General features: G+C 70.9%; 20 protein-coding genes and 1 pseudogene. 10 read left to right on the top strand and 11 right to left on the bottom strand.

All coding sequences use genetic code 11. The annotated features are described in order from the left end of the window. Window positions 1-95 precede the first annotated feature (95 nt). From OG870_RS13385 to OG870_RS13375, 3 genes are read left to right on the top strand one after another with little or no spacing between them, the layout of a single operon-like run. Complete coding sequence (locus OG870_RS13385) at window positions 96-1,103, top strand: small ribosomal subunit Rsm22 family protein (RefSeq protein WP_327690886.1); 1,008 nt, start codon at window positions 96-98, stop codon at window positions 1,101-1,103. Window positions 1,104-1,148: 45 nt separating this feature from the next. Then, complete coding sequence (locus OG870_RS13380) at window positions 1,149-1,811, top strand: TetR/AcrR family transcriptional regulator (RefSeq protein WP_266513217.1); 663 nt, start codon at window positions 1,149-1,151, stop codon at window positions 1,809-1,811. Window positions 1,812-1,849: 38 nt separating this feature from the next. Further along, window positions 1,850-2,584, top strand: a complete 735-nt coding sequence (locus OG870_RS13375) for a bifunctional DNA primase/polymerase (protein ID WP_327690885.1) — start codon at window positions 1,850-1,852, stop codon at window positions 2,582-2,584. A gap of 10 nt (window positions 2,585-2,594) precedes the next feature. Here OG870_RS13375 and OG870_RS13370 read toward each other — a convergent pair whose 3' ends face one another. From OG870_RS13370 to efeO, 4 genes are read right to left on the bottom strand one after another with little or no spacing between them, the layout of a single operon-like run. Next, on the bottom strand, window positions 2,595-3,596 hold the full coding sequence (locus tag OG870_RS13370; protein ID WP_266585164.1) for a hypothetical protein: 1,002 nt from the start codon (window positions 3,594-3,596) through the stop codon (window positions 2,595-2,597). After that, entirely contained in the window at window positions 3,556-4,428 is an 873-nt protein-coding gene (gene efeU / locus OG870_RS13365; RefSeq protein WP_266513209.1) for an iron uptake transporter permease EfeU, read from the bottom strand. The genes OG870_RS13370 and efeU overlap by 41 nt, the downstream gene beginning before the upstream one ends. A gap of 3 nt (window positions 4,429-4,431) precedes the next feature. Then, window positions 4,432-5,739, bottom strand: a complete 1,308-nt coding sequence (efeB, locus tag OG870_RS13360; RefSeq protein WP_266585166.1) for an iron uptake transporter deferrochelatase/peroxidase subunit — start codon at window positions 5,737-5,739, stop codon at window positions 4,432-4,434. A gap of 13 nt (window positions 5,740-5,752) precedes the next feature. After that, complete coding sequence (efeO, locus tag OG870_RS13355) at window positions 5,753-6,904, bottom strand: iron uptake system protein EfeO (RefSeq protein ID WP_266585168.1); 1,152 nt, start codon at window positions 6,902-6,904, stop codon at window positions 5,753-5,755. A gap of 274 nt (window positions 6,905-7,178) precedes the next feature. Here efeO and OG870_RS13350 point away from each other — a divergent pair, with 274 nt between their 5' ends. Then, on the top strand, window positions 7,179-7,835 hold the full coding sequence (locus tag OG870_RS13350; protein ID WP_266513201.1) for a PhzF family phenazine biosynthesis protein: 657 nt from the start codon (window positions 7,179-7,181) through the stop codon (window positions 7,833-7,835). A gap of 80 nt (window positions 7,836-7,915) precedes the next feature. Here the strand turns inward: OG870_RS13350 and map are convergent, their stop codons facing one another. Beyond that, the gene (gene map / locus OG870_RS13345; RefSeq protein WP_266513199.1) at window positions 7,916-8,773 is read right to left on the bottom strand and encodes a type I methionyl aminopeptidase; all 858 of its coding nucleotides are present in this window, start codon (window positions 8,771-8,773) and stop codon (window positions 7,916-7,918) included. A 58-nt stretch (window positions 8,774-8,831) separates the two neighbouring features. Between map and OG870_RS13340 the strand changes: the two genes are divergently transcribed. Continuing rightward, entirely contained in the window at window positions 8,832-9,062 is a 231-nt protein-coding gene (locus OG870_RS13340; RefSeq protein WP_266585169.1) for a hypothetical protein, read from the top strand. A gap of 18 nt (window positions 9,063-9,080) precedes the next feature. Here the strand turns inward: OG870_RS13340 and OG870_RS13335 are convergent. Both OG870_RS13335 and OG870_RS13330 read right to left on the bottom strand, forming a co-directional pair. Next, window positions 9,081-10,387: pseudogene (locus tag OG870_RS13335) on the bottom strand (MFS transporter). A gap of 262 nt (window positions 10,388-10,649) precedes the next feature. After that, on the bottom strand, window positions 10,650-11,252 hold the full coding sequence (locus tag OG870_RS13330; RefSeq protein WP_266513194.1) for a hypothetical protein: 603 nt from the start codon (window positions 11,250-11,252) through the stop codon (window positions 10,650-10,652). A gap of 79 nt (window positions 11,253-11,331) precedes the next feature. On the opposite strand from OG870_RS13330, the gene OG870_RS13325 reads away from it, so the two are divergent. From OG870_RS13325 to OG870_RS13315, 3 genes are read left to right on the top strand one after another with little or no spacing between them, the layout of a single operon-like run. Next, window positions 11,332-12,405: a sialidase family protein gene (locus OG870_RS13325; protein WP_266840720.1), complete on the top strand. Its 1,074-nt coding sequence runs from the start codon at window positions 11,332-11,334 to the stop codon at window positions 12,403-12,405. A 37-nt stretch (window positions 12,406-12,442) separates the two neighbouring features. Then, complete coding sequence (npdG, locus tag OG870_RS13320) at window positions 12,443-13,159, top strand: NADPH-dependent F420 reductase (RefSeq protein WP_266585174.1); 717 nt, start codon at window positions 12,443-12,445, stop codon at window positions 13,157-13,159. Between the two features lie 14 nt (window positions 13,160-13,173). Then, on the top strand, window positions 13,174-13,428 hold the full coding sequence (locus OG870_RS13315; protein WP_266513186.1) for a hypothetical protein: 255 nt from the start codon (window positions 13,174-13,176) through the stop codon (window positions 13,426-13,428). On the opposite strand, the gene OG870_RS13310 is transcribed toward OG870_RS13315, so the two are convergent. After that, window positions 13,418-14,218 carry a site-2 protease family protein gene (locus OG870_RS13310; RefSeq protein ID WP_266513184.1) on the bottom strand — a complete coding sequence of 267 codons (801 nt, stop codon included), beginning with the start codon at window positions 14,216-14,218 and terminating at the stop codon, window positions 13,418-13,420. The genes OG870_RS13315 and OG870_RS13310 overlap by 11 nt on opposite strands. Window positions 14,219-14,477: 259 nt before the next feature. Here OG870_RS13310 and OG870_RS13305 point away from each other — a divergent pair, with 259 nt between their 5' ends. Further along, window positions 14,478-17,777: a BTAD domain-containing putative transcriptional regulator gene (locus OG870_RS13305; RefSeq protein WP_266840722.1), complete on the top strand. Its 3,300-nt coding sequence runs from the start codon at window positions 14,478-14,480 to the stop codon at window positions 17,775-17,777. Window positions 17,778-17,797: 20 nt separating this feature from the next. Here OG870_RS13305 and OG870_RS13300 read toward each other — a convergent pair whose 3' ends face one another. The 3 genes from OG870_RS13300 to panB all read right to left on the bottom strand — a co-directional run bounded on the left by OG870_RS13300 (window position 17,798) and on the right by panB (window position 20,752). Next, window positions 17,798-18,631 (bottom strand): ABC transporter permease, encoded by an 834-nt coding sequence (locus OG870_RS13300; RefSeq protein WP_266840724.1) that lies wholly within the window; start codon window positions 18,629-18,631, stop codon window positions 17,798-17,800. Continuing rightward, window positions 18,628-19,653, bottom strand: a complete 1,026-nt coding sequence (locus tag OG870_RS13295; RefSeq protein WP_266513177.1) for an ATP-binding cassette domain-containing protein — start codon at window positions 19,651-19,653, stop codon at window positions 18,628-18,630. Before OG870_RS13295 ends, OG870_RS13300 begins: the two co-directional genes overlap by 4 nt. A gap of 223 nt (window positions 19,654-19,876) precedes the next feature. Continuing rightward, window positions 19,877-20,752 (bottom strand): 3-methyl-2-oxobutanoate hydroxymethyltransferase, encoded by an 876-nt coding sequence (gene panB, locus OG870_RS13290; protein ID WP_266513175.1) that lies wholly within the window; start codon window positions 20,750-20,752, stop codon window positions 19,877-19,879. A 169-nt stretch (window positions 20,753-20,921) separates the two neighbouring features. On the opposite strand from panB, the gene OG870_RS13285 reads away from it, so the two are divergent. Next, window positions 20,922-22,511, top strand: a complete 1,590-nt coding sequence (locus OG870_RS13285) for an MFS transporter (RefSeq protein WP_266513172.1) — start codon at window positions 20,922-20,924, stop codon at window positions 22,509-22,511. The last annotated feature ends 71 nt before the right edge of the window (window positions 22,512-22,582 follow it).

Raw genomic sequence — 22,582 nt, 5'->3', positions numbered from 1 at the left:
CTCGTCCTCAAACGCCGGACGGGCCGGATGCAGCGGACGACAGCGAGAAGGTGCCCGTCGGCATCGGCAAGGTTGCCGCGCTTTAGAATCGGGCGGTGAACGTCCCCGCAGCCCCCGCCGAGACTCTGCGTCACAGCCTCGCCGCTCTGCTCGACGGGCTTCCGCCCAAGCAGGCCGCGCAGGCCGTCGAGCGGCTCATCGCCAGTTATCGCGGGGCCACCCCGACCGACGCCCCCATCCTCCGGGACCGGGCCGACGTCGCCGCCTACGCCGCCTACCGGATGCCCGCGACCTTCGAGGCGGTGTGCTCCGCGCTGGAGGCGTTCGCCGACGCCGTGCCCGAGTGGGTGCCCGGGAGTCATGTGGACGTCGGTGGCGGGACCGGTGCCGCGACCTGGGCCGTCACCGCGACCTGGGACGGCGCCCGCCCCGTCACCGTGCTCGACTGGGCCGAACCCGCCCTCGCCCTCGGCCGGGAGATCGCCGCCGCCAACCCGGCGCTGGAGCAAGCCAGTTGGCGGCGCTCCCGGATCGGCGCCACGCTCGCCCTCGACGAGACCGACCTGGTCACCGTCTCCTACGTCCTGAACGAACTGACCGCCCCCGACCGCGCCTCGCTCGTCGACGCCGCGGCAGCCGCCGCGCAGGCCGTCGTGATCGTCGAGGCCGGCACCCCGGCCGGCTACGCCCGTGTCATCGAGGCCCGCGACCGCCTGATCGCGGGCGGCTTCCACATCGCCGCGCCCTGCCCGCACAGCGCCGCCTGCCCGATCGTCCCCGGCGAGGACTGGTGCCACTTCTCGGCCCGGGTCAGCCGGTCCTCCCTGCACCGCCAGGTCAAGGGCGGCTCCCTGCCCTACGAGGACGAGAAGTTCAGCTACGTCGCCGCCACCCGCTTCCCGGCCGGGCCCGCCCCCTCCCGAGTCGTCCGGCGCCCGCAGATCCGCAAGGGCCAGGTCCTCCTCGACCTGTGCGAGGCCGACGAGCAGCTGCGCCGCACGACGGTCACCAAACGCCACGGCGACCTGTACAAGGCGGCGCGGGACGCGGACTGGGGGGACCCCTGGCCGCCGTACACCTCACCGGCGCGGTCATCGTCGTAGAAGCGTGACGAGACGCTCCGTCTCACCCCTTGGTACGGTCTGGGCATGGTCAAGAAGCCCGCCCCCGACTCCACCCGCCGCAGCGAGAGGTCCCGTCGCGCGATCTACGACGCCGCCCTCGCGCTGGTCAGCGAGGTCGGCTACCCGAAGACCAGTATCGAGGGCATCGCCGCACGGGCCGGCGTGGGCAAGCAGACGATCTACCGGTGGTGGGAATCCAAGGCGGACGTCCTGCTGGAGGCGTTCCTCGACCTCAGCGCGGTGGCGGCGCGGGAGGCGGGCCAGGAGCCCTACGTCATCCCGGACACCGGCGACCTGGCCGCCGACCTCAAGGCCGTGCTGCGGATGACCGTCGACCAGCTGAAGGACCCCAGATTCGAGGTGCCCTCCCGCGCCCTGGCCGCAGAGGGCCTGGTCAACGAGCAACTCGGCCGGGATTCCGTGGCCAAGCTCCTCGAACCCTCCCTCCAGCTGTACGTCGCCCGGCTGCGCTCCGCACAGCGCTCCGGCGAGGTCCGCCCGGAGATCGACCCGCGCATCGCCCTGGAACTCTTCGTCTCGCCCCTGGCCCAGCGCTGGCTCCAGCACACGGGCCCGATCTCGTACGACTACACGGACACCCTCGTCGACTACGCACTCCACGGACTTGCCCCACGTACCCCGGATGTCCCTTCTGGTACCCCGGAGCGCGGGTCGGTGGGACCATAGGGCATGCTGTTCCGCACGACAGCAAGGCGAGGCGATAGATGAGCGCGGAGTTCGGTGGCCGCACCGGCCGGCAGGGCAAACTCTCCCAGTGGCTGCGTGGCCGCCGCCCGAAGGAGACCGGCGCCGATGACGCCGGCCGCGAGGCCCTGCTGCTCGCCGCCGCCGGAGTGGGACTGCCGCTCGCCCCCGCCGCGCATCCAGCCCCCGGTTACCGATGTTCCTGCGACCGCGTCGGCTGCCCCACCCCCGCCCGGCACCCGGTGTCGTTCGCCTGGCAGACCCAGTCGACCACCGACCGCGGGCAGATCGAGCGCTGGGCCCGCCACCAGCCGCAGGCCAACTTCATCACCGCCACCGGCATGGTGCACGACGTCCTCGACCTGCCTCTGGAGGCGGGAAGGGAGGCGCTGGAGCGGTTGCTCGCCTCCGGCATCGAGGTCGGCCCGGTCGCCGAGAGCGACGACGGCCGGCTTCTCTTCTTCACCCTCACCCGGGGCACCCCCGAGGACGAGGACGAGTGGTGGCCGTGCGAACTGGACTGCCACCCCGAGACCGCGGACGAACATCCCGGACTGCGCTGGCACTGCCGCGGTTCCTACGTCCTCGTACCGCCCGCCCGGCTCCCCGGTGACCAGGGCGTGCACTGGGTACGCGGTCCCGAGCACGCCCTGCCGGACCCGCTGAGCCTCCTTGAGATCCTCACCGACGCCTGCGCCCGCCACGTCGGCGAGGAGTCCGACCAGGCGAGCTCCGCCTGGCCCCTGCGCCGCTAGGGCCTGGGGGCTACGAACCCACCGCCGACGTGAGCCCCTCGATTCGTCCCAGCACGCCCACCTGCGTCTTCCCCGAGCCTCGCGCCGGGTCCAGAGCCACCTGGTTCGACCTCAGCTCCATGGTCAGCGACTGCTTGACCTCGCCCTTCGTCAGCGCCTGCACGTCCTTGGTGGGCGTGGGGAGCGACGTGCCCGGGTAGGCCGTCTCCTTCGCGTAGTAGCGCGTGGTGAAGAACACCAGGGCTCCGCCGTCCGCCGTCCGCAGGGCCAGCGGCGCGTAGTCCCCGCTCGTCAGCGGCTCGTCGATGTACTGGGTGACCCGCCCCGGCTGCTGGGCGCTCTTCTTCCGGTTCGCGCGCCACCTGCTGGTGTTCGCGCCGTCCGCGAAGGAACTCCCGCCGCTCTTCAGGTAGGTCGCGTAGTCCTTGCTCAAGTCCGCGGGCCTGACGGCCAGTTCTGTCGAGTTCGCGGGCACGGCCTCGCCCCAGCCGTCCGCGTCCTGCTTGAACTTCGGCATCTGGCCGGGCAACACCAGCGTCAGATACGCCACCTGCCACGGCTCGTCCAGTCCGTCCCGCAGGAACACGAACACCCAGCGCGAGTTGCCGCCCTTGTTGGCGGCCGCGTCGGCGACGAACCAGCGCGGCCAGCCGGCCTTCTTGGGGATCGTGTACGTCACGTCGGACAGCTTCAGTGGCGTGTGCGCCGGATTGCCGCCCGGGTTGTTCGCGTGACCGGCCTTGAGGCGGGCCGCGTCGATGTCGCCCAGGGCGCCGGTGACATGGGCGGCATCGAGCGAACTGTCGTACGCCTTGTCCGCCTTGTTGTACGCGGTGGTGAACTGCCGGAGCGCCCTGGCGGCCTCGCCGCGCGTGGAGGAGGGGAGTACCTCGCGCTCCCCGTGCACCACCACGCAACCGCTCGCCGTCAACGACAAAGCGGTCACCGAGGCCGCGATCAGTACGCGCCGGTCAAGCCTGCGGAGCCTTCGAGGGCCGCGATCCCTGCTCATCAGGTGCCTTCACCTTCCCCTTCCCGGAGGCGAACCCTACCGGGGCGAAGAACAGCGCGAGCGTCGGGATCAAGTACAGCAGCCACACCGTGACCTGGAGGACGGTCGGGTCCGGCTGGAAGTTGAACACGCCCTTCAGTAGCGTGCCGTACCAGCTGTCCGGCGGGATGGTGCCGCTGATGTCGAAGGCCAGGTTCGTCAGGCCCGGCACCCAGTCGGCCTCCTGCAGATCGTGGAAGCCGTACGCCAGCACGCCCGCCGCGACCACGACCAGCATGCCGCCGGTCCAGGTGAAGAACTTCGCGAGGTTGATCTTCAGGGCGCCCCGGTAGAACAGCCAGCCCAGGAAGACCGCGGTCGCCAGGCCCAGCGCCACGCCGACCAGCGGGCGCGGGGTGCCGTCGCTGGCCGCGTGGACCGACGCCCACACGAACAGCGCCGTCTCCAGGCCCTCACGGCCGACGGCGAGGAACGCGGTGGCGACCAGCGCGCCCGTGCCCATCGCGAGGGCCGCGTCCAGCTTGCCGTGCAGCTCCGACTTCAGGTGCCGGGCGGTGCGCCGCATCCAGAAGACCATCCACGTCACCAGGCAGACCGCGACGATCGACAGCGAACCACCGAGCGCCTCCTGCGCCTGGAACGTCAGCTCCTGGGAGCCGAATTCGAGCGCGCAGCCGAAGCCCATCGCGATGAGCACCGCCACGGCGATGCCGATCCAGATCGGCCGGATGGCGTCCCTGCGGTCCGTCTTGACCAGGTAGGCGATCAGGATGCAGACGACCAGGCTGGCTTCCAGGCCCTCGCGCAGACCGATCAGATAGTTGGAGAACACGGGCTACGCCTCCTTGGAGAACAGGGTGCTGCCCCACCAGTCGTCCTTGTCGCGGACGCCCGGCGGAACGGCGAACACCGCCGAACCCACGTGCTGGATGTACTCGTTGAGCGCGTCGGTCGCCGACAGCCTGCGCTGCAGCGGGATGAACCCCTTGCGCACGTCACGCATGTAGGCCAGGAAGAACAGGCCCGCCTCCAGGCGGCCGAGACCGTCGGTGCCGTCGGTGAAGGAGTAGCCACGGCGCAGGATCGTGATCCCGTTGTTGGAGTCGGGGTGCGCGAGCCGGACGTGCGCGTCGGGCTTCATGGCCTTCAGGAACGGCTTGTCGTGCTCCTTGGCCTTGCCGACCGGGGCGCCCTCGCCCTTGTCACGGCCGAACACGTCCTCCTGCTCCTGCAGCGACGTGCGGTCCCAGGTCTCGATGTGCATCCGGATGCGCCGGGCGACGAGGTAGGACCCGCCGGTCATCCAGTCCGAGCCCTTGCCGCCGTCCTCGTCCCCGACCCACACGAACTTCTTCAGCCGGTCCGTCTCCGTGCCCGCGATGTTGCGGGTGCCGTCCTTGAAGCCCATCAGGTTGCGCGGGGTCTGCGCGTCGGGGGTCGTCGACGAGGTCTTGCCGAAACCGAGCTGCGACCAGCGGATGTTGACCTTGCCGAAGCCGATGCGGGCCAGGTTGCGAATCGCGTGCACGGCGACCTGCGGGTCGTCGGCACAGGCCTGGATGCACAGGTCGCCGCCGGTGCGCGACTTGTCGAGGGCGTCGCCGGCGAACTGCGGGAGGTCGGCCAGGGCCTCGGGCCGCCGGTCCTTGATCCCGAACGTGTCGCCGTACTTCTCGAACAGCGACGGACCGAAGCCGATCGTCAGCGTCAGCCGCGAGGGCTTCAGACCCAGCGCCTCGCCCGTGTCGTCCGGCGGCGCCTCGGCGAGACCGCCGTACGCGCCGTCACCGACCGCCTTCCCCGCGGTCATCCGGCGTGCGGCCGCCGTCCAGTCCTTCAGCATCTGCACGAACTCGGCGCGGTCGTCGGTCTGCACGTCGAACGCGGCGAAGTGCAGCCTGTCCTGCACCGGTGTGGCGATGCCGGCCTGGTTGGCGCCGTGGAAGGCGACCGCCGCGCCCGTCTCGGCGGCGGCCGGGTCCGCCTCGTCGGTGGAGTTGCCGACACGGGTCATCGCCACCGCACCGCCGGCCGCGGCGGCACCGAGCGCGAGCCCGGCCCCGCCCCAGCCGATCAGCGAACGCCGGGAGGGCTGCTGCTGAGCGGCGGCTTCCGCGCCCGTTGCTTCCTGAGTGTCCGTCATGGTGTTCCGTCCCCTACTTCACAACGGCGGCGGCGAGCTTGGACAGCGGCTCCGCGAGCGCGTTCACCGCGTCCGAGAGCTCCTTGCGCTGTTCCTTGGTGACGGTGTCGTACGACACGAAGCCGTTCTGTTCCTGTCCCTGCGAACCGTCCGTGCGGTACTTGTCGAGCGTCGTGTTCAGCGAGGTGAACTGCTTGTCCAGCTCGGTGGTCAGCGCCTTGTCGTTCTGCTGCGCGACCGGCTTGAGCAGCTCGTACGCCTTCTGCGCGCCCTCGACGTTCGCCTTGAAGTCGGAGAGGTCCGTGTGCGAGTAGCGGTCCTCCTCACCGGTGACCTTGCCGGTGGCGACCTCGTCGAGCAGTTCCTTGGCACCGTTGGCCATGGAGGTCGGGGTGATCACGGCCTTGCCGACCCGCTTCTGCCAGTCCTTCAGGTCGGTGACCAGCTGGTCGGCGAGCGCCTTCTGCGCGGCACCGATCTTCTTGTCCTGCCACAGCGCCTTCTCCAGCGCGTGCCAGCCGGTCCACTTCTGGCCCTTCTCCAGGCCGTCGGCGCGGGTGTCGGTCTCCGGGTCTATGTCCCCGAAGGACTCGGCGATCGGCTCGGTGCGCTCCCAGCCGACGCGGGACGGGGCGTAGGCCTTCCTGGCGGCGTCGAGGTCGCCGGCCTTGATCGCCGCGGCGAAGGTCTCCACCTTCGGGAGCGTGGCGTCGGCCTGCTCCTGCGCGTACTCGCGGTAGTCGGCGACGGCCTTGTCCAGCTTGGGGTCGCGCTTGGCGACCGCGCCGGAGCCGGTGACCGTGAGCTTCTGCCGGATGCCGTGCCCCTTCATCCCCGGGCGGCAGGCGATCTCGTACGATCCCGCCTTCACCTCCGCGGTCAGCGTGTACTTGGTGCCCGGTCCGATGTTCTCCTTCTCCGACACGATCCGGTCGTCCGGGAAGAGGATCTCGACCTCGGTCGCCTTGGAACCCTTGTTCTCGATGCTCAGCGTGACCTGGCCGGCCGGCACCGACTTGGCGGAGGTGTCGCACGTGGAGTCGGCGGCGGTCACCTTGACCGCCGCGTCACCGTCACCCTTGCTCTTCTCCGTGCACCCCGTGACGGCGGTCAGTGCCGCGGCCGTGACGACGGCGGTGACGACGGAGAGTCTGGCGGCTCGCATGCAGGCTCCAAGCGGTGGCGAAAAATCGCGTGTCGGGACTCACACAGGGATGGTGAGGCTCGCCTAACTTATCTAAGGCTTGCCTGCGTGATACCCACCCATGTGGTGATTCAGCTCTCATGGACGGTGTATGGGCACGGAGCGATCACGTTGGCCAAAACCGGACCCCAAGGGATGGTCAAAGGAGCTTCAAGGATTTCGCTTCGAGCGACCGGAACGGCTCCCGCCGTGGGCGGCCGCAACACGCCCCGAACGGCGATGTTTCAATGCCCCCGTGACTGACTACGACGTGCTCCGTGTCTTCTGCGGAGCGGACGGTGGCTACGGCAACGAACTCGGCGTCGTCCGTGACGGATCCGTGCTGCCGGATCCGGACGAACGGCAGGCGTTCGCGGGGAAGCTGGGGTTCAGCGAGACCGTGTTCGTCGACGACCCCGAGCGCGGAGTCGTCGACATCTACACCCCGACCCTGCGGCTGCCCTTCGCCGGCCACCCCTGCGTCGGCACGGCCTGGCTCCTCGACGTGCCCGAGCTGGTGACGCCGGCCGGGGTGGTCGGGGCCCGCCAGGACGGGGAGTTCAGCTGGATCGAGGCGCGGGCTGAGTGGGCTCCGCCGCGGACGCTGCGCCAGTACGCGACGGCCGCCGAGGTCGACGCGCTGCCCGTGCCGGCCAAGGGGGAGTGGATCTACGCCTGGGCCTGGGAGGACGAGCCGGCCGGGCGGGTCCGGGCGCGAGGCTTCCCGGGGCGCGACGACGGCATCGACGAGGACGAGGCGACGGGTGCGGCGGCGCTGCTCCTGACGGACCGCCTCGGCCGGGCGCTCAACATCACCCAGGGCGCGGGGTCGCAGATCCTCACCGCTCCGCAGCCGTACGGCTGGGTCGAGATCGGCGGCCGGGTCTTCCTGGAGCGTGAGCCGGAGCGCTAGCCGGCAAAGAGGCCCGCCCTGATACTTCCGTTGGGGGCGGGCCTCGGGGGTGTGCTGCGGAGAGCGATCCCTGGCGTGCGCTAGGGGAGCGTGAGGATCTCCGCTCCCGTCTCCGTCACCACCAGCGTGTGCTCGAACTGGGCCGTGCGCCTGCGGTCCTTCGTGACGACCGTCCACCCGTCGTCCCACATGTCGTAGTCGTGCGTCCCCAGCGTCAGCATCGGCTCGATGGTGAACGTCATCCCGGGCTGCATGACCGTCGTCGCGTGCGGGCTGTCGTAGTGCGGGATGATCAGGCCCGAGTGGAACGAGGAGCTGATCCCGTGGCCCGTGAAGTCGCGGACCACTCCGTACCCGAAGCGCTTGGCGTACGACTCGATCACTCGGCCGATGATGTTGATCTGGCGGCCCGGCTTGACCGCCTTGATCGCGCGGTTCAGGGACTCCCTGGTGCGTTCGACCAGGAGACGGCTCTCGTCGTCCACGTTCCCGACCGGATACGTCGCGTTGTTGTCGCCGTGCACCCCGCCGATGTACGCCGTCACGTCGAGGTTGATGATGTCGCCGTCCCGGAGCACGGTCGAGTCCGGGATGCCGTGGCAGATCACCTCGTTGACGCTGGTGCACAGGGATTTGGGGAAGCCGCGGTAGCCGAGTGTCGAGGGGTAGGCGCCGTGGTCGCACATGTAGTCGTGCGCCACCTTGTCCAGCTCGTCGGTGGTGACCCCGGGGGCGATGAGCTTGGCCGCCTCCGCCATCGCCTGCGCGGCGATCCGGCCGGCGGTGCGCATCGCCTCGATCGTCTCGGGCGTCTGCACCTCCGGTCCGGTGTACGGCGACGGCGCGGGCTTGCCGACGTACTCGGGACGGCGGATGTTTCCGGGTACGGAACGGGTGGGAGACAGCTCCCCTGGTACGAGCAGCGACTGGCCAGACATGCCAGCGAGTCTAACCAGCGGGCATGGGGGAACATGTCGGTGGCGAGAGGAGCCGGTCATGGCCTTGTTCAAGAAGCGCACTGCCGGGAAACCGGGCGAGTGGTACTACTGCCTGGAGCACAAGAAGGTCGAGGAGGGGCCGGAGTGTCCGGCCAAGGACCGGTTCGGGCCGTACGCCTCGCGCCAGGAGGCGGAGGCCGCGATGGCGACGGCCCGCGAGCGCAATCTCGAATGGGAGAACGACCCGAAGTGGCACGACGCCCCGGCCGCAACCCCTGACGACGACTGATCCCTATCCCGATCCTGATCAGGATTGGGCGGGTGCGGGCGTCTTCCGTCGGTCGCGCAGTCGTTGCGCGTGCTCGTTCGTGCGGACGTCGTACGTCATCAGTTTCGGCAGGCAGAGAGCCAGCAGGCCCACCGCGCCCGCGCACAGCAGGCCGCCCGACCAGACCGACGTCCGCACGCCCCACCACGCGGCGAAACCGCCGGAGCGGACCTGGCCGACGGTGGGGCCCACCGAGTACGACAGCAGCTCGATCCCGGCGAGTCGGCCCCTCAGCTCGTCCGGGATCGTCTGGTTCCACATGGCCCCGCGGAAGATCCCGCTGACCATGTCGCAGCCGCCGGCCACGGTCAGGAACAGCAGCACCAGCCATACGTTGCCGACGATGCCGGCGGCCGCGATCGCCAGGCCCCACAGCGCGGCCGCCAGCACCACCATCCGCCCGTGCCGGTGCACCCGCGAGGTCCAGCCACCGGTCAGGCCCACCAGCATCGATCCGAGCGACACCGTCGCGTACTCCCCCACTGCCTTAAGGGCGTGGGGGGACCCCCACGGCCCAGCGACCAGTTCGCGTCCAACTCGTCGGCGAGGAAGGGCAGTACGGCGAGGGGCATCGCCAGGAACATCGCGGCGAGGTCCACGGCGTAGGTGCCGAGGAGTTCCTTGCGGCTCCAGGCGTACCGGGCGCCCTCCGCGATCGCCGTGAGGGACGGCTTCGCCGCCTCGTGGGCGGCGGGGGAGGCGGCGATGCGGACGACGAGGACCACGGAGACGACGAAGGTCAGCAGGTCCGCGCCGTACGCCCAGCCGAGGCCCGCGTACGCCACGACCACACCCGCGAGCGCCGGGCCCGCGACCCCGCCGACCGTCCAGCGCAGGGAGTTGAGCGAGGCCGCGGCCGGCAGGTGCTCATGGGCCACGATCCGCGGCCAGAGGGAGTCGAGGGCCGGCCGCTGCACCGAGACGAGCGCGGAGGACAGCGCGGCGACGACGTACAGCGGCCAGACGGCGGGGTGCGGGAGCAGGGCGTTGGTCAGCAGCGCCGCGCTGAGCAGCCCCTGACCTGCCTCCGTCCACCCGATCAGCTTCCGCTTGTCGAGGGCGTCGGCGAGCGCACCGCCGTACAGCCCGAACACCAGCAGTGGCAGCAGCTCCACGGCCCCGATCGCACCGACCGCCGCCGCCGACCCGGTGAGCTCCTTCAACTGCACCGGCAGCGCGACGAACGTCAGAAAACTCCCGAAGTTCGAGATCGTCCCCGACACCCACAACCGCCGGAAGTCGACCGAGTTCCGCCAGGGAGCGAGGTCGGGGAGGAGGTCGCGCAGCCGCGAGGGCGGCGGTGCGGAGGCGTCGTCGGTGGTCACGAGGGGTCATGGTCGGCGGAGGCCACCGCCGTCGGCAACCGCTTTTCCTTCAGCTGTCTTCAACTCGTCCGGTGTGTGCCTTCAGTCCGTCCGGCCCTTCATTTCAGCCCGTCCGGCGTTTGAGGACGAGGCCGTCAGGCCGAAAACGGGCGTCCGGGGGCGCAGCCCCCGGGACGGGACGGGTAGGGGCCGTGGGGGCGATAGCCCCAGGCCGTCGGGAAGGTCACCAGCCCGCGGGTGGTGGGTCCGTCAGGTGGTCGGCCAGCCGGGACAGGCGGTCCCTCAGCCGCCGGTTCCCCCTCGGCGCCGGCAGCGCGCTCTCCCCGGCCGCCGCACTGACCAGGTGCTGCACGGTGTCCAGGTCCAGCTCCGAGCCCTCCGGCACACTCAGCGACTCGTGTGCCATAGGGGCGAGTTCACCTCCACCGGGGCCAAGTGCCAGCACCGTCGCCCCGGCCCGCCGCGCGTCGTGCACCCGCTCCAGAAGCGGGGCGCCCGGCCCTCCCGGCGACACGACCAGCAGCGTCTCGCCCCGGCGCGCCGCGGCCAACCGGCCGAGCCCGACGGCCAGATGCGCCGGATCGGACGGGCACGCACCATGCCGTACGAGAGTCGGGGCCAGCTCCGGCGTCCCCGACCACGCGGCCTCGTCCACCAGGTGGGCCGCCAGATGCCACGGCTCGTACTCCTGCGTACCCACCAGGAGCAGCCCGCCGCCGTGCGACACCACGGATCCGCGCAAGGTCCCCGCGAAGCGCCGCGTGGCGCCCAACCACTCGGTTCCTGCGAGCACTTCGCGCAGCAGCGCGACCCGTACGGCGTCCATGCGTCCGCATCCTGCACCAACCGGTCACCCGTGACCCGAAGTTCACCCCGAATTCGCCCGACCTGGGGACGTTGCGCGGATGACCGAAGCAACTGTCCCCTTCCGTGCGGGCCGCGAGCGATACGCCAGTTACCGGATCCCGGCGGTGGTCGCCACCGCGAAGGGCACCCTCCTCGCCTTCTGCGAGGGACGCGTCAAGTCGGCGAGCGACTACGGCCACATCGACATCGTGCTGAAACGCTCGACGGACGGCGGCCGCACCTGGGGCCCGCTGAAGGCCGTCGCGAGCAACGGTGTCCAGCTCGCCGGCAACCCCGCGCCCGTCGTCCTCGACACCGGTCGCATCCTCCTCGTCCACGTCCGCTCGGCGGCCTCCGCGAGCGAGGACGCCATCCTGCGCGGCAAGGTCAAGGACGCCGACGGGCGGCGGGTGTGGGTGCAGCACAGTGACGACGACGGGGTTACCTGGTCGAGCCCCAGGGAGATCACCCGGCAGGTGAAGAAGGCGGGCTGGCGCTGGTATGCCACCACGCCCGGCCACGCGCTCCAGCTGAGCACCGGTCGGGTCGTCGTCCCCGCCAACCACACCCTGCCGCCCAGCGGCACCGACGTCGGCACCGAGCCCCGGTACAACAGCGGCCACTGCCTGATCAGTGACGACCGCGGCGAGACCTGGTCCCTCGGCTACGTCGACGAGAACACCGACGGCTACATCAACGTCAACGAGACCACCGCTGCCGAACTCCCCGACGGCCGCGTCTACTTCAACACCCGCAACGACTCTCCCTCGCCGGGCAACCGCGCCGACGCCCACTCCCAGGACGGCGGCAGGACCCTGCACACCCCCTTCCGCCCGCAGGCCGGTCTCGACGGTCCGGTGTGCGAGGGCAGCCTGCTCCAGCTCCGCGACCCCGACGTCCTGCTGTTCTCCGGCCCCGCGGACGCCTTTGCCCGCGCGCTGATGACCATCCGTGCGTCGGCGGACAACGGCACGACCTGGCGGCCCGTGCACACGGTCGACGGTCTGCCCGCCGCCTACTCCGACCTGGTGCGGATCGACTCCTCGACCGTCGGACTCCTCTACGAGACCGGGGACTTCGGCGCGTACGAGCGGATCGTCTTCCGGCGGGTGCCCGTGACGCGGCTCACCTGACCGCCGGGGGCGTCCGGGGCGGACGTAAAGTCGGCCCATGACCTCTACCGACAGTGCTGCACAGGTCCCCGCGAAGGCCCCCGCCAAGGACCCCTGGGACCTCCCCGACGTCTCCGGGCTCGTCGTCGGCGTCCTCGGCGGGACCGGACCCCAGGGCAAGGGCCTGGCCTACCGGCTGGCCAGGGCCGGCCAGAAGGTGATCATCGGCTCGCGTGCCGCCGAGCGCGCCCAGGCCGCCGCCGACGAGCTCGGGCACGGCGTCGAGGGCGCGGACAACGCCGAGTGCGCGCGCCGCAGCGACATCGTGATCGTCGCCGTGCCGTGGGACGGTCACGGCAAGACCCTGGAGTCACTGCGGGAGGAGCTGGCCGGCAAGCTCGTCGTGGACTGCGTCAACCCGCTCGGCTTCGACAAGAAGGGCGCGTACGCGATCAAGCCGGAGGAGGGCAGTGCGGCCGAGCAGGCCGCCGCCCTGCTGCCGGACTCGCGGGTGACGGCGGCCTTCCACCACCTGTCGGCGGTGCTGCTGCAGGACCCCGAGATCGTCGAGATCGACACCGACGTGATGGTGCTGGGGGAGGTGCGGGACGACGTCGAGATCGTGCAGGCCCTCGCCGGACGCATCCCCGGCATGCGCGGCATCTTCGCCGGCCGGCTGCGCAACGCCCACCAGGTCGAGTCGCTCGTCGCCAACCTGATCTCGGTGAACCGGCGGTACAAGGCCCACGCCGGGCTGCGTGTCACGGACGTGTAGGGAGACGGAGGGGGATGGGGGACACTGGTCGTCGTAGCAGTGTCCCCCCGAAGGCCCGAACTCGAGTCCGCCGACAGGAGCCGATCGAAATGCCCCGCCTTGGACTGTATGCCCTGATCGTCTGTGTGCTCGCCGTGGCCGCGGCCGTGGTCGCCTTCGCGCAGGGCAGCTGGCTGGGGATCGTGTGGGTGCTGCTGGCGGGGCTGTCCAGCAACATGTGCTGGTACTACATGAAGCGGGGCAAGACCCGTAGGTCGGTCACGGGCTGACCGAGCAGAACTCGTTCGTCCCCTGCCAGAAGCGGTAGAGCTCCTGACCGCAGTACGTGTCGAAGTCGCCGATCCCGAGGCTTCGCAGGATCGAGTCGATCACGTCGAAGAACACGCTGTTGACGGCCGGGATCCACAGCAGGGCGAACACGAACAGCAGGCCGAACGGCGCGAAGGGCTCCACCTGCCGCTTGATGTTGCGCGACAGCCAGGGCTCGATCACGCCGTAGCCGTCCAGGCCGGGCACCGGCAGGAAGTTCAGGATGGCGGCCGTGACCTGGAGCAGGGCGAGGAAGGCCAGCGCGAACCGGAAGTCCCGCGGCACGCCGTCCAGCGCGTGCAGCCAGAACGGAGCGGTGCACACGGCCGCGAACAGGACGTTCGTCAGCGGGCCGGCCGCCGAGATGAGACTGTGCCGCCAGCGCCCCTTGATGCGGTTGCGCTCGATGAAGACGGCGCCACCGGGCAGACCGATGCCGCCCATGATCACGAAGAGGACGGGGAGGACGATGCTGAGCAGGGCGTGCGTGTAGGCGAGAGGATTGAGGCTCAGGTAGCCCTTCGAGCCGATCGTGATGTCGCCGCTGTGCAGGGCGGTACGCGCGTGTGCGTACTCGTGCAGACACAGGGAGACGATCCACGCCGCCGTCACGAACAGGAACACGGCCAGGCCCGGCTGCTCGGAGAACCCGGTCCAGGTGGCCCAGCCGGTCACCGCCGTGACGGCCAGGATCCCGATGAAGACGGGGCTGATCCGCCGGTCGCTGCGGCTGGTGGTGGCGGTGGTCATGGGGCTCCCTGGACGGTGCGTGCGCGCGGTGGGACTGCCCGACGGTACCGGGCGTACCGGGAAAACGTCTCGCGGTGGGCCGGGGGTTCCGTGGAAGGGTAAGGACATGCGGGACCTTGAACCGCCCGCCCGTACCTGGTTCCGAACCCGTTTCCGTACGGCCGAAGACCTCCCAGACCTCCCAAGACCTCCGAAGACCTCCGAAGCCGACGCACCGTCGGCCCGAACCCCGTGACCGGCCCCGACCTCTCCGGAGACAATGGATCCCGTGCGCTATCGCATCCTCGGCACCGCTCAGGCTCTCCGCCCCGACGGCACCCCCGTCCAGGTCGGCGGGGCACGGCTGCGTGCTCTGCTGACCGTGCTCGCGCTACGGGCCGGTCGCACGGTCCCCGCCGGCGTCCTGGTCGACGAGGTGTGGGGCGCCGATCCGCCCGCCGACGCACCGGGCGCGCTGCAGGCGCTGGTCGGCCGTCTGCGCCGGGCGCTCGGCGCGGACGCCGTGGCCTCCGCCGAGGGCGGTTACCGGCTCACGGCCCGGCCCGACGACGTCGACCTGCACCGTTTCGAGCGGCTGACCGGCGAGGGCACGCGCGCGCTGGCCGACGGCGACCCCGCCAAGGCGGCCGTCGTCCTCGACGACGCCCTCGGCCTGTGGCGCGGCCCGGCCCTCACCGACCTCCCCGACCGCACCGCCGAGGCGGCCCGCTGGGACGCCCGCCGCCTGGACGCCCTGCGCGCCCGCCACACCGCTGCCCTCGCCCTGGGCCACGCCGAGCAGTCCCTGCCCGAACTGACCGCCCTCTGCGACACCCACCCCCTCGACGAACCCCTCCAGGTGCTGCGCCTGCGCGCCCTGCGCGACGCGGGCCGTACGGCGGAGGCGCTGGACGCCTACGACGACGTACGGCGGCTGCTGGCGGACCGGCTGGGCTCCGATCCCGGTCCCGAACTGGCCGCTCTGCACGGGGAGTTGCTGGCAGGAGGCAGCCCCGGGGCCGCAGCCGGTGGGCCGGCCGTCGCCCCGCCCGCCGCCGGCCCCGGTGCCCCGCCGCGCGGTAACCTCCGCGCCCGCCTGACCTCCTTCGTCGGCCGGGAGGCCGACATCGATGCCATTCGGGGTGATCTCGCGTCGGCCCGGCTCGTCACGCTGCTCGGGCCGGGCGGGGCCGGGAAGACACGGTTGTCGCAGGAGGCCGCCGAGAGCGTGCGGGACGCGGCCCGGGACGGGGTGTGGCTGGCCGAACTCGCGCCCCTGGACGACCCGGACGCCGTACCGGAGGCCGTGCTCACCGCGGTGGGAGCCCGCGAGACCGTGCTGTACGGCGCCGGAGCGGAAGCCATGCGGGCGGCCGGCAGCGACCGCAACGACGATCCGCTGGAGCGGCTCGCCGAGCACTGCGGCAGGCGTCGCATGCTGATCGTCCTCGACAACTGCGAGCACGTCGTCGACGCGGCCGCCCGGCTCGTCGAGGAGCTCTTGGAGCGCTGCCCGGAGCTGACGGTGCTCGCCACGAGCCGTGAACCCCTAGGCGTACCGGGGGAGGTGCTGCGGCCCGTGGAACCACTGCCGGAACCGGTGGCCCTGCGGCTGCTCGCCGACCGGGGCGCCGCCGCCAGGCCCGGGTTCCGCATCGACGAGGATCCCGAGGCGTGCGCCGAGATCTGCCTGCGGCTCGACGGACTGCCCCTGGCCATCGAGCTCGCCGCCGCCCGGCTCCGTATGCTGACGCCCCGCCAGATCGCCGACCGGCTCGACGACCGCTTCCGGCTGCTCACCTCCGGCAGCCGTACGGTCCTGCCCCGCCAGCAGACCCTGCGCGCCGTCGTCGACTGGTCCTGGGAGCTGCTCGACGAGGCCGAACGGGACGTGCTGCGCCGTCTGTCGGTGTTCGCCGGCGGCTGCGAACTCGCCGCCGCCGAGGCCGTGTGCGGGTCCGCAGCGCTGGAAGCCCTCGGTTCGCTCGTCGACAAGTCCCTGGTCGTGGCTGCCCCTTCGGGCAGTGGGGACATGCGCTACCGGCTGCTCGAAACCGTCGGCGAGTACGCCGGCGAGCGGCTCGACGAGGCCGGGCAGCGGGCCGAGTCCGAGCGCGCCCACCTGACGTACTACCGCGAACTCGCCCGCACCACCGACCCGTTGCTCCGCGGCCCCGGCCAACTCGCCGCCATCGGACTGCTGGAGCGCGAGTACGAGAACCTCCGCACCGCCCTGCGCCACGCCGTCAGCGAGCGTGACGAACAGGAAGGCCTCTGTCTCGTCCTGTCGCTGGCCTGGTACTGGCAGATGCGCGACGTGCGGATCGAGGCGCGCAACTGGTGTGTCGAGGTCATGGCCCTCGGCCCCGACCCCTTCGCCGCGCCCGTCCGGCGGGCCGCCCCGGTCTGGCAGCGCTGCACCGACGTCCCGCCCCCGCTGACCGGCGAACTCCTCGCCGAGGCCCGGCGCGGTGTCCATCTCGCCCATCTGGCCTGCATGGACACCGAGTTGGAGGCCTGGGACTCCCCGCAGGCGAAGGAGAGGCTGCGCCTGATCACCGAGGTGTACGAACCCGGCGCCCCGCAGATCTGCCGCACCCCGGGCATGGTCTGGTTCTACGCGGTGATGCTGACCGGAGGCGTGTTGCGGCTGCCCGCCATCCTCGACGCCTCGGTCCACACCTGCCGCACCACCCCCGGCATGGAGTGGGAGCTCGCGGCCACGCTCCAGATGCGCGCCAACGTCCTGGCCAACCGCAGCGACTGGGCGGGCGACGCGGCCCGCGACGCCGACGAGTCACTGGAGATCTTCCAGCGCATCGGCGACCTGTGGGGCACGGCCGAAGCGCTCTCGGCGCGGGGCGAGGCCCGTGAACGCATCGGCGAGCACCGGCGCGCCGCCGACGACTACGAGTCGGCGATCGAGCATGCCGAACGGCTCGGTGCCAACGCCCAGATGGCGGTGCTGGGTGCCCGGCTCGGGGCCGCGCTCATTGAGGCGGGCGAGGCCGAGGAGGGCGAGCGGATCCTGCGCGAGGTGATCGAGATGCCGTTCGGCCCGGGCAACGAGGCCATGCCCGCCGCCCGGATGTTCCTCGCGGGCCGGCTCGCCATGACCGACCGGCTCACCGAGGCGCGCGAGCAACTGCGGCTGCTGCGTGTGGAGTTCAGCAGCTCACACTTCGTCGTCTTCGACGCGTTCATACTCGGCTCGGAGGCCTGGGTGGAGGCGGTCGACGGCAATCTTGAGGCTTCCCTGGACAAGGCCCGGCAGGCCATGCGGCGGGCCGGCGATCCGGTGTCCGAGGCCATCGCCCCGCACATGTGGCCCATGTACCTGGCCCTCTCCGCGATCGGCCTGGCCGGGTCGGACGGCGGCAGCCGGGCCCTTGATGCCGCCCGCTGCATCGGGGCGGCCCGGGCAGCCCTGCCGTCGGGCCATGTCCCGACCTCCCTGGAACGCGCGGTGTACGAGCGCGCGGAGCGGCAGGTGCGGGCCGTCCTCGGCGACCAGGCGTACGAGACCGCGCACGCCGAGGGCGGCGGCCTCTCTCCCGAGGAGGCCACCGCCCTGGTGTGACGTGCGCACAGGCGTGAACGTCAGCTCTTGGTACGGAACTTGTGGATCGCGTAGGGCGCCGCCACCGCGGTGATCGCCACCGACCAGCCCAGGGTCACCCACAGGTCGTGCGCGACCGGGCCGCCGACCATCAGTCCGCGGGCCGCGTCCGCGAGCGTGGACAGCGGGTTGTAGTCGGTGAAGGCCTGCAGCCAGCCCGGCATCGAGTTCGTCGGCGCGAAGATCGACGAGCCGAACTGCAGGGGGAAGAGGACCAGGAAGCCCATCGCCTGCACGGACTGCGCGTTCTTCAGGGTCACGCCCAGGGTGAGGAACACCCACATGATCGAGGAGGCGAACACCGCGGACAGGCCCACGGCCGCGAACAGACCGCCCCAGTGGTTGATGTGGAACCCGACCAGGACGGCGACGATCATCAGCACGGTGGTCGCGAACAGCATCCGCGCCAGCTCGACCGCGATCTTCGCGAACAGCACCGAGCCGCGGCCGATCGGCAGCGACCGGAAGCGGTCCATGACACCGGAGTTGAAGTCCTGGCTGAACCCGGTGCCGACGCCCTGGGACAGCGACATGCTCATCATCGCGATCATGCCCGGGATGACGTACTGCACGTACCCGTCCTGACCGCCGCCCAGGGCCTGCCCGATCGAGCCGCCGAAGACGTACACGAACAGCAGGGTGAAGATGACCGGCATCAGCAGCGCGTCGAACATCGACTCGGGGTCCTGCTTGATCCACAGCAGGTTGCGGCGGATCAGGGCGCTGGTGTGGCGCAGGTGGCCGCGCAGCGGGATACGGGCGTCGGCGGCGGCCGGAGCGGTGGCGGTGGCGGCGGTGGCGGTTGCGGCGCTCATACGGCGACCTCCTCGCGGGTCTCGGTGGGCACGGCGTCCTGCGGGGCACTGGCGCGGTGGCCGGTGAGGGACAGGAACACCTCGTCCAGGCTGGGCAGTTCGGTGGTGATGGAGCTGATGGTGATGCCGCGCGCCATGACCACGCTGACCACGGCGGTCAGCTGCTCGTCGCTGAGGACCGGGACGAGCACGCTGCCGCCCTCGCTGTCGACGGTGGTGGTGGCGAGCCCGGTGATGCCGAGCTCGTCGAGTGCTTCGGCGAGGGGGCGCAGGTGCAGCGGATCGGCGGGCTTCACCCGCAGCGTCCGTCCGCCGACCTTGGCCTTCAGCTCGTCGATGGCACCGCCCGCGATGACCTTGCCGTGGTCGACGACCGTCAGCTCGGAGGCGAGCTGCTCGGCCTCCTCCATGTACTGCGTGGTCAGCAGAACGGTCACGCCCTCGCCGACCATCGTCTTGACCTCGTCCCACACCTCGTTGCGGGTACGGGGGTCGAGTCCGGTGGTCGGCTCGTCGAGGAACAGCACCTCGGGCCGCCCGATCATGGAGGCGGCGAGGTCGAGCCGTCGCCGCATACCGCCGGAGTAGGTGCTGGCGGGCCGCTTGGCGGCGTCCGTCAGCGAGAACCGCTCCAGCAGTTCGTCGGCCCGCGTGCGGGCCTGCTTGCGGGGCAGGTCGAGCAGCCGCCCGATCATGTAGAGGTTCTCCCAACCGGGCAGCTTCTCGTCGACCGAGGCGTACTGCCCGGTGAGTCCTATCACCCGGCGCAGCTGCCGCGGCTGCCGCAGCACGTCGTATCCGGCGACGGTCGCCTGCCCGGCGGTCGGCTGCAGGAGAGTGGACAGAATCCGTACGAGGGTGGTCTTACCGGCCCCGTTCGGCCCGAGCACACCCATCACGGTGCCCTCGCGCACGTCCAGGTCGACGCCGTCCAGCGCCTTGGTCTCGCCGTAGTGCTTGACCATCCCCCGTACGGTCACGGCGATACCGCCGTCACTGGAGTTCTTGTCGAATCGCGTCATGCCGAGAACGGTGCCAGGCCCCACCGACAAACGACCGACAGCTCACCTACAGGCCCGACAAGCGGCCGACATCAGCCATTTCCAGCCCGGTCCGGCGTCTGAGGACGAGGCCGGAGGCCGACAGGAGGTCTTGGGAGCGCGGCCCCCAGAAACGGCCGGGGCCACAAAGCAGCAGCCCGCCGACGGGGGAAGATCGGCGGGCTGCCTCTGTACCGCGATGGCTCTAGTGGACGGAGTTCTCCTCCGACGGGAACGTCCCGCCGACCACGTCCTGGGCGAACTCCTTGACCGCGTCGCCCATGACCTCGCGCAGGGCCGCGTACTTCTTGACGAACTTCGGGACCCGGCCAGGGGTCAGGCCCAGCATGTCCGTCCAGACCAGCACCTGCGCGTCCGTCTCCGGCCCGGCGCCGATACCGACGGTCGGGATGTGCAGCACCCGCGTCACCTCGGCCGCCAACTCCGCCGGCACCAGCTCAAGGACCACCGCGAACGCGCCCGCGTCCTGCACGGACTTCGCGTCCCGCAACAGCTGCTGGGCCGCCTCCTCGCCGCGCCCCTGCACGCGGTAGCCCATGGCGTTGACGGACTGCGGGGTGAGGCCGATGTGGGCCATGACCGGGATGCCGGACTCCACCAGGAGGCGGATCTGTTCGTGCGAGCGCTCGCCGCCCTCCAGCTTGACCGCCCCGACGCCGGCCTCCTTGACCAGCCGGGTCGCCGAGCGCAGCGCCTGCACCGGGCCCTCCTGGTAGGAGCCGAAGGGGAGGTCGCCGACGATCAGGGCGCGCTGGGTGCCGCGTACCACGGCCGCCGACAGCATGGTCATCTCGTCGAGGGTGACCGGCACGGTCGTCTCGTACCCGAGGTGGCAGTTGCCCGCCGAGTCGCCGACGAGGAGCACCGGGATGCCGGCCTCGTCGAAGACGGACGCGGTCATCGCGTCGTAGGCGGTGAGCATGGGCCACTTCTCGCCGCGTTCCTTGGCGAGGGCGATGTCGCGAACGGTGATACGGCGTGTGCCCTTCCCCCCGTACAGCGCCTTGCTGCCGTCGGAGGGCCTGTTCTGGACAGTCTGGGCAGCCGAAAGCTGCGTCATTGCAACGGCTCCTTCAGTCATCTCGAGGCGCCCTCACGGCGTCCCCGGATCACCTCCATGGTGGCACTTCGTGCCAGAGAGAGCCAGAGGGACGTCCATCACGTAAGGACTGGGTAAAAATACTTTCGATACGGCACGGTCTCGTATCTGAATTACCTAGTCTGGTCGCATGACGACTCCACCCGTTCCCGCCACCCGGGTACCCGAAGCCGTGTACCGGCGCCGCTGGGCGATCCTCGGCGTTCTGATGCTGAGCCTGCTGATCGTGGTGCTCGACAACTCGATCCTGAACGTCGCCATCAAGACGATCTCGACGCCGGCCCCGACCGGCCTGGGCGCCACGCAGAGCGAGCTGGAGTGGGCGATCAACGCCTACACGCTCGTCTTCGCGGGACTGCTGTTCACCGCGGGCCTGCTGGGCGACCGGCTGGGGCGCAAGAAGGTCCTGCTCGGCGGTCTCGCCGTGTTCGGCATCGGGTCGGCGCTGGCCGCCGAGTCCGGCTCGGCGACCCAGCTCATCGCCTTCCGTGCACTGATGGGCCTCGGTGCGGCCTTCGTCATGCCGGCCACCCTCGCGGTCCTGATGAACGTCTTCGAACGCGACGAGCAGCCCAAGGCCATCGGCATCTGGGCGGGCGGCGTCGGTCTCGCCATCGCCATAGGGCCCATCACCGGCGGTGTGCTCCTCGACCACTTCTGGTGGGGCTCCGTCTTCCTCATCAACGTGCCGATCGTGCTCCTCGCCCTGGGGCTGATGCTGTGGCTGGTCCCCGACTCCCGCGATCCGAAGCCCGGCCGCGTCGACCCCGTCGGTGTCGTCCTGTCCGTGGTCGGACTCGTCCTGCTCGTCTACGGCATCATCAAGGGCGGCGAGCTCGCCGACTTCACGGACGTCAAGGTGCTGTCGACCATCGCCGCCGGCGTCGTGGTCCTCGCCGCGTTCATCGTGTTCGAGAAGCGCAGCGACCACCCGTCGCTCGACGTCACGTACTTCAAGAACAAGGTCTTCTCGGCCGCCATGGCCGCCATCGCGCTGGTCTTCTTCGCGCTCATGGGCGTGACCTTCTTCTCGGTCTTCTACACCCAGAGCGTGCGCGGCTACTCGCCGCTGCAGACCGGTCTGCTGATGCTGCCGCTGGCCGCCGCCCAGCTGATCTTCGCGCCGCGCGCCCGGCTGGTCGTCGACCGCTTCGGCAACCGGGCCACCACCACGGGCGGCATGGTGATCATCGCGGCGATGCTGGCCGCGTTCGCCACGCTGGACGTGGACACCCCGATCTGGCTCCTGGAAGTCATCTTCTTCCTCATGGGCACCGGCATGGCGCACATCATGACGCCGACCAGCGTCGTGATCATGCAGGCCCTGCCCCGCGAGAAGGCGGGCTCCGCGTCCGCGCTCAGCAACACCTTCCGTCAGGTCGGAGGCGCGCTCGGCATCGCGGTCCTCGGCTCGGTCCTGTCCACGGCCTACCGCAACGGCATCGAGGGCAAGCTCGGCCTGCTGCCCCCCGCCCTGCGCGACACCGCCGGCGAGTCCATCGAGGCCACGCTCGGCGTCGCCGCCAAGCTCGGCCCGCAGGGCAGGGCGCTGGTCACCCCGGCCAACGACGCGTTCCTGCACGCGATGCACGTCACCGCGCTGTGGGGCGCGGGCGTGGCGGTGATCGGCGCGGTCGTCGTGGCGGTGTTCCTGCCCGGGAAGCCGCCGGCCCGTCAGGAGGGCGAAGGAGCCCAGGAGTTGGTCACCGCGGCGGAATAACGCCGCCCGGACTGCGGGGTGGTGTCGTACACAAGGGAGAATCGGGTTCAGCACACCGAAGGGACGCAGTG

The sequence above is a fragment of the Streptomyces sp. NBC_00461 genome (assembly GCF_036013935.1).
Classification (GTDB): Bacteria; Actinomycetota; Actinomycetes; order Streptomycetales; family Streptomycetaceae; genus Streptomyces.
This window is presented reverse-complemented; position numbering and strand designations above follow the sequence as displayed.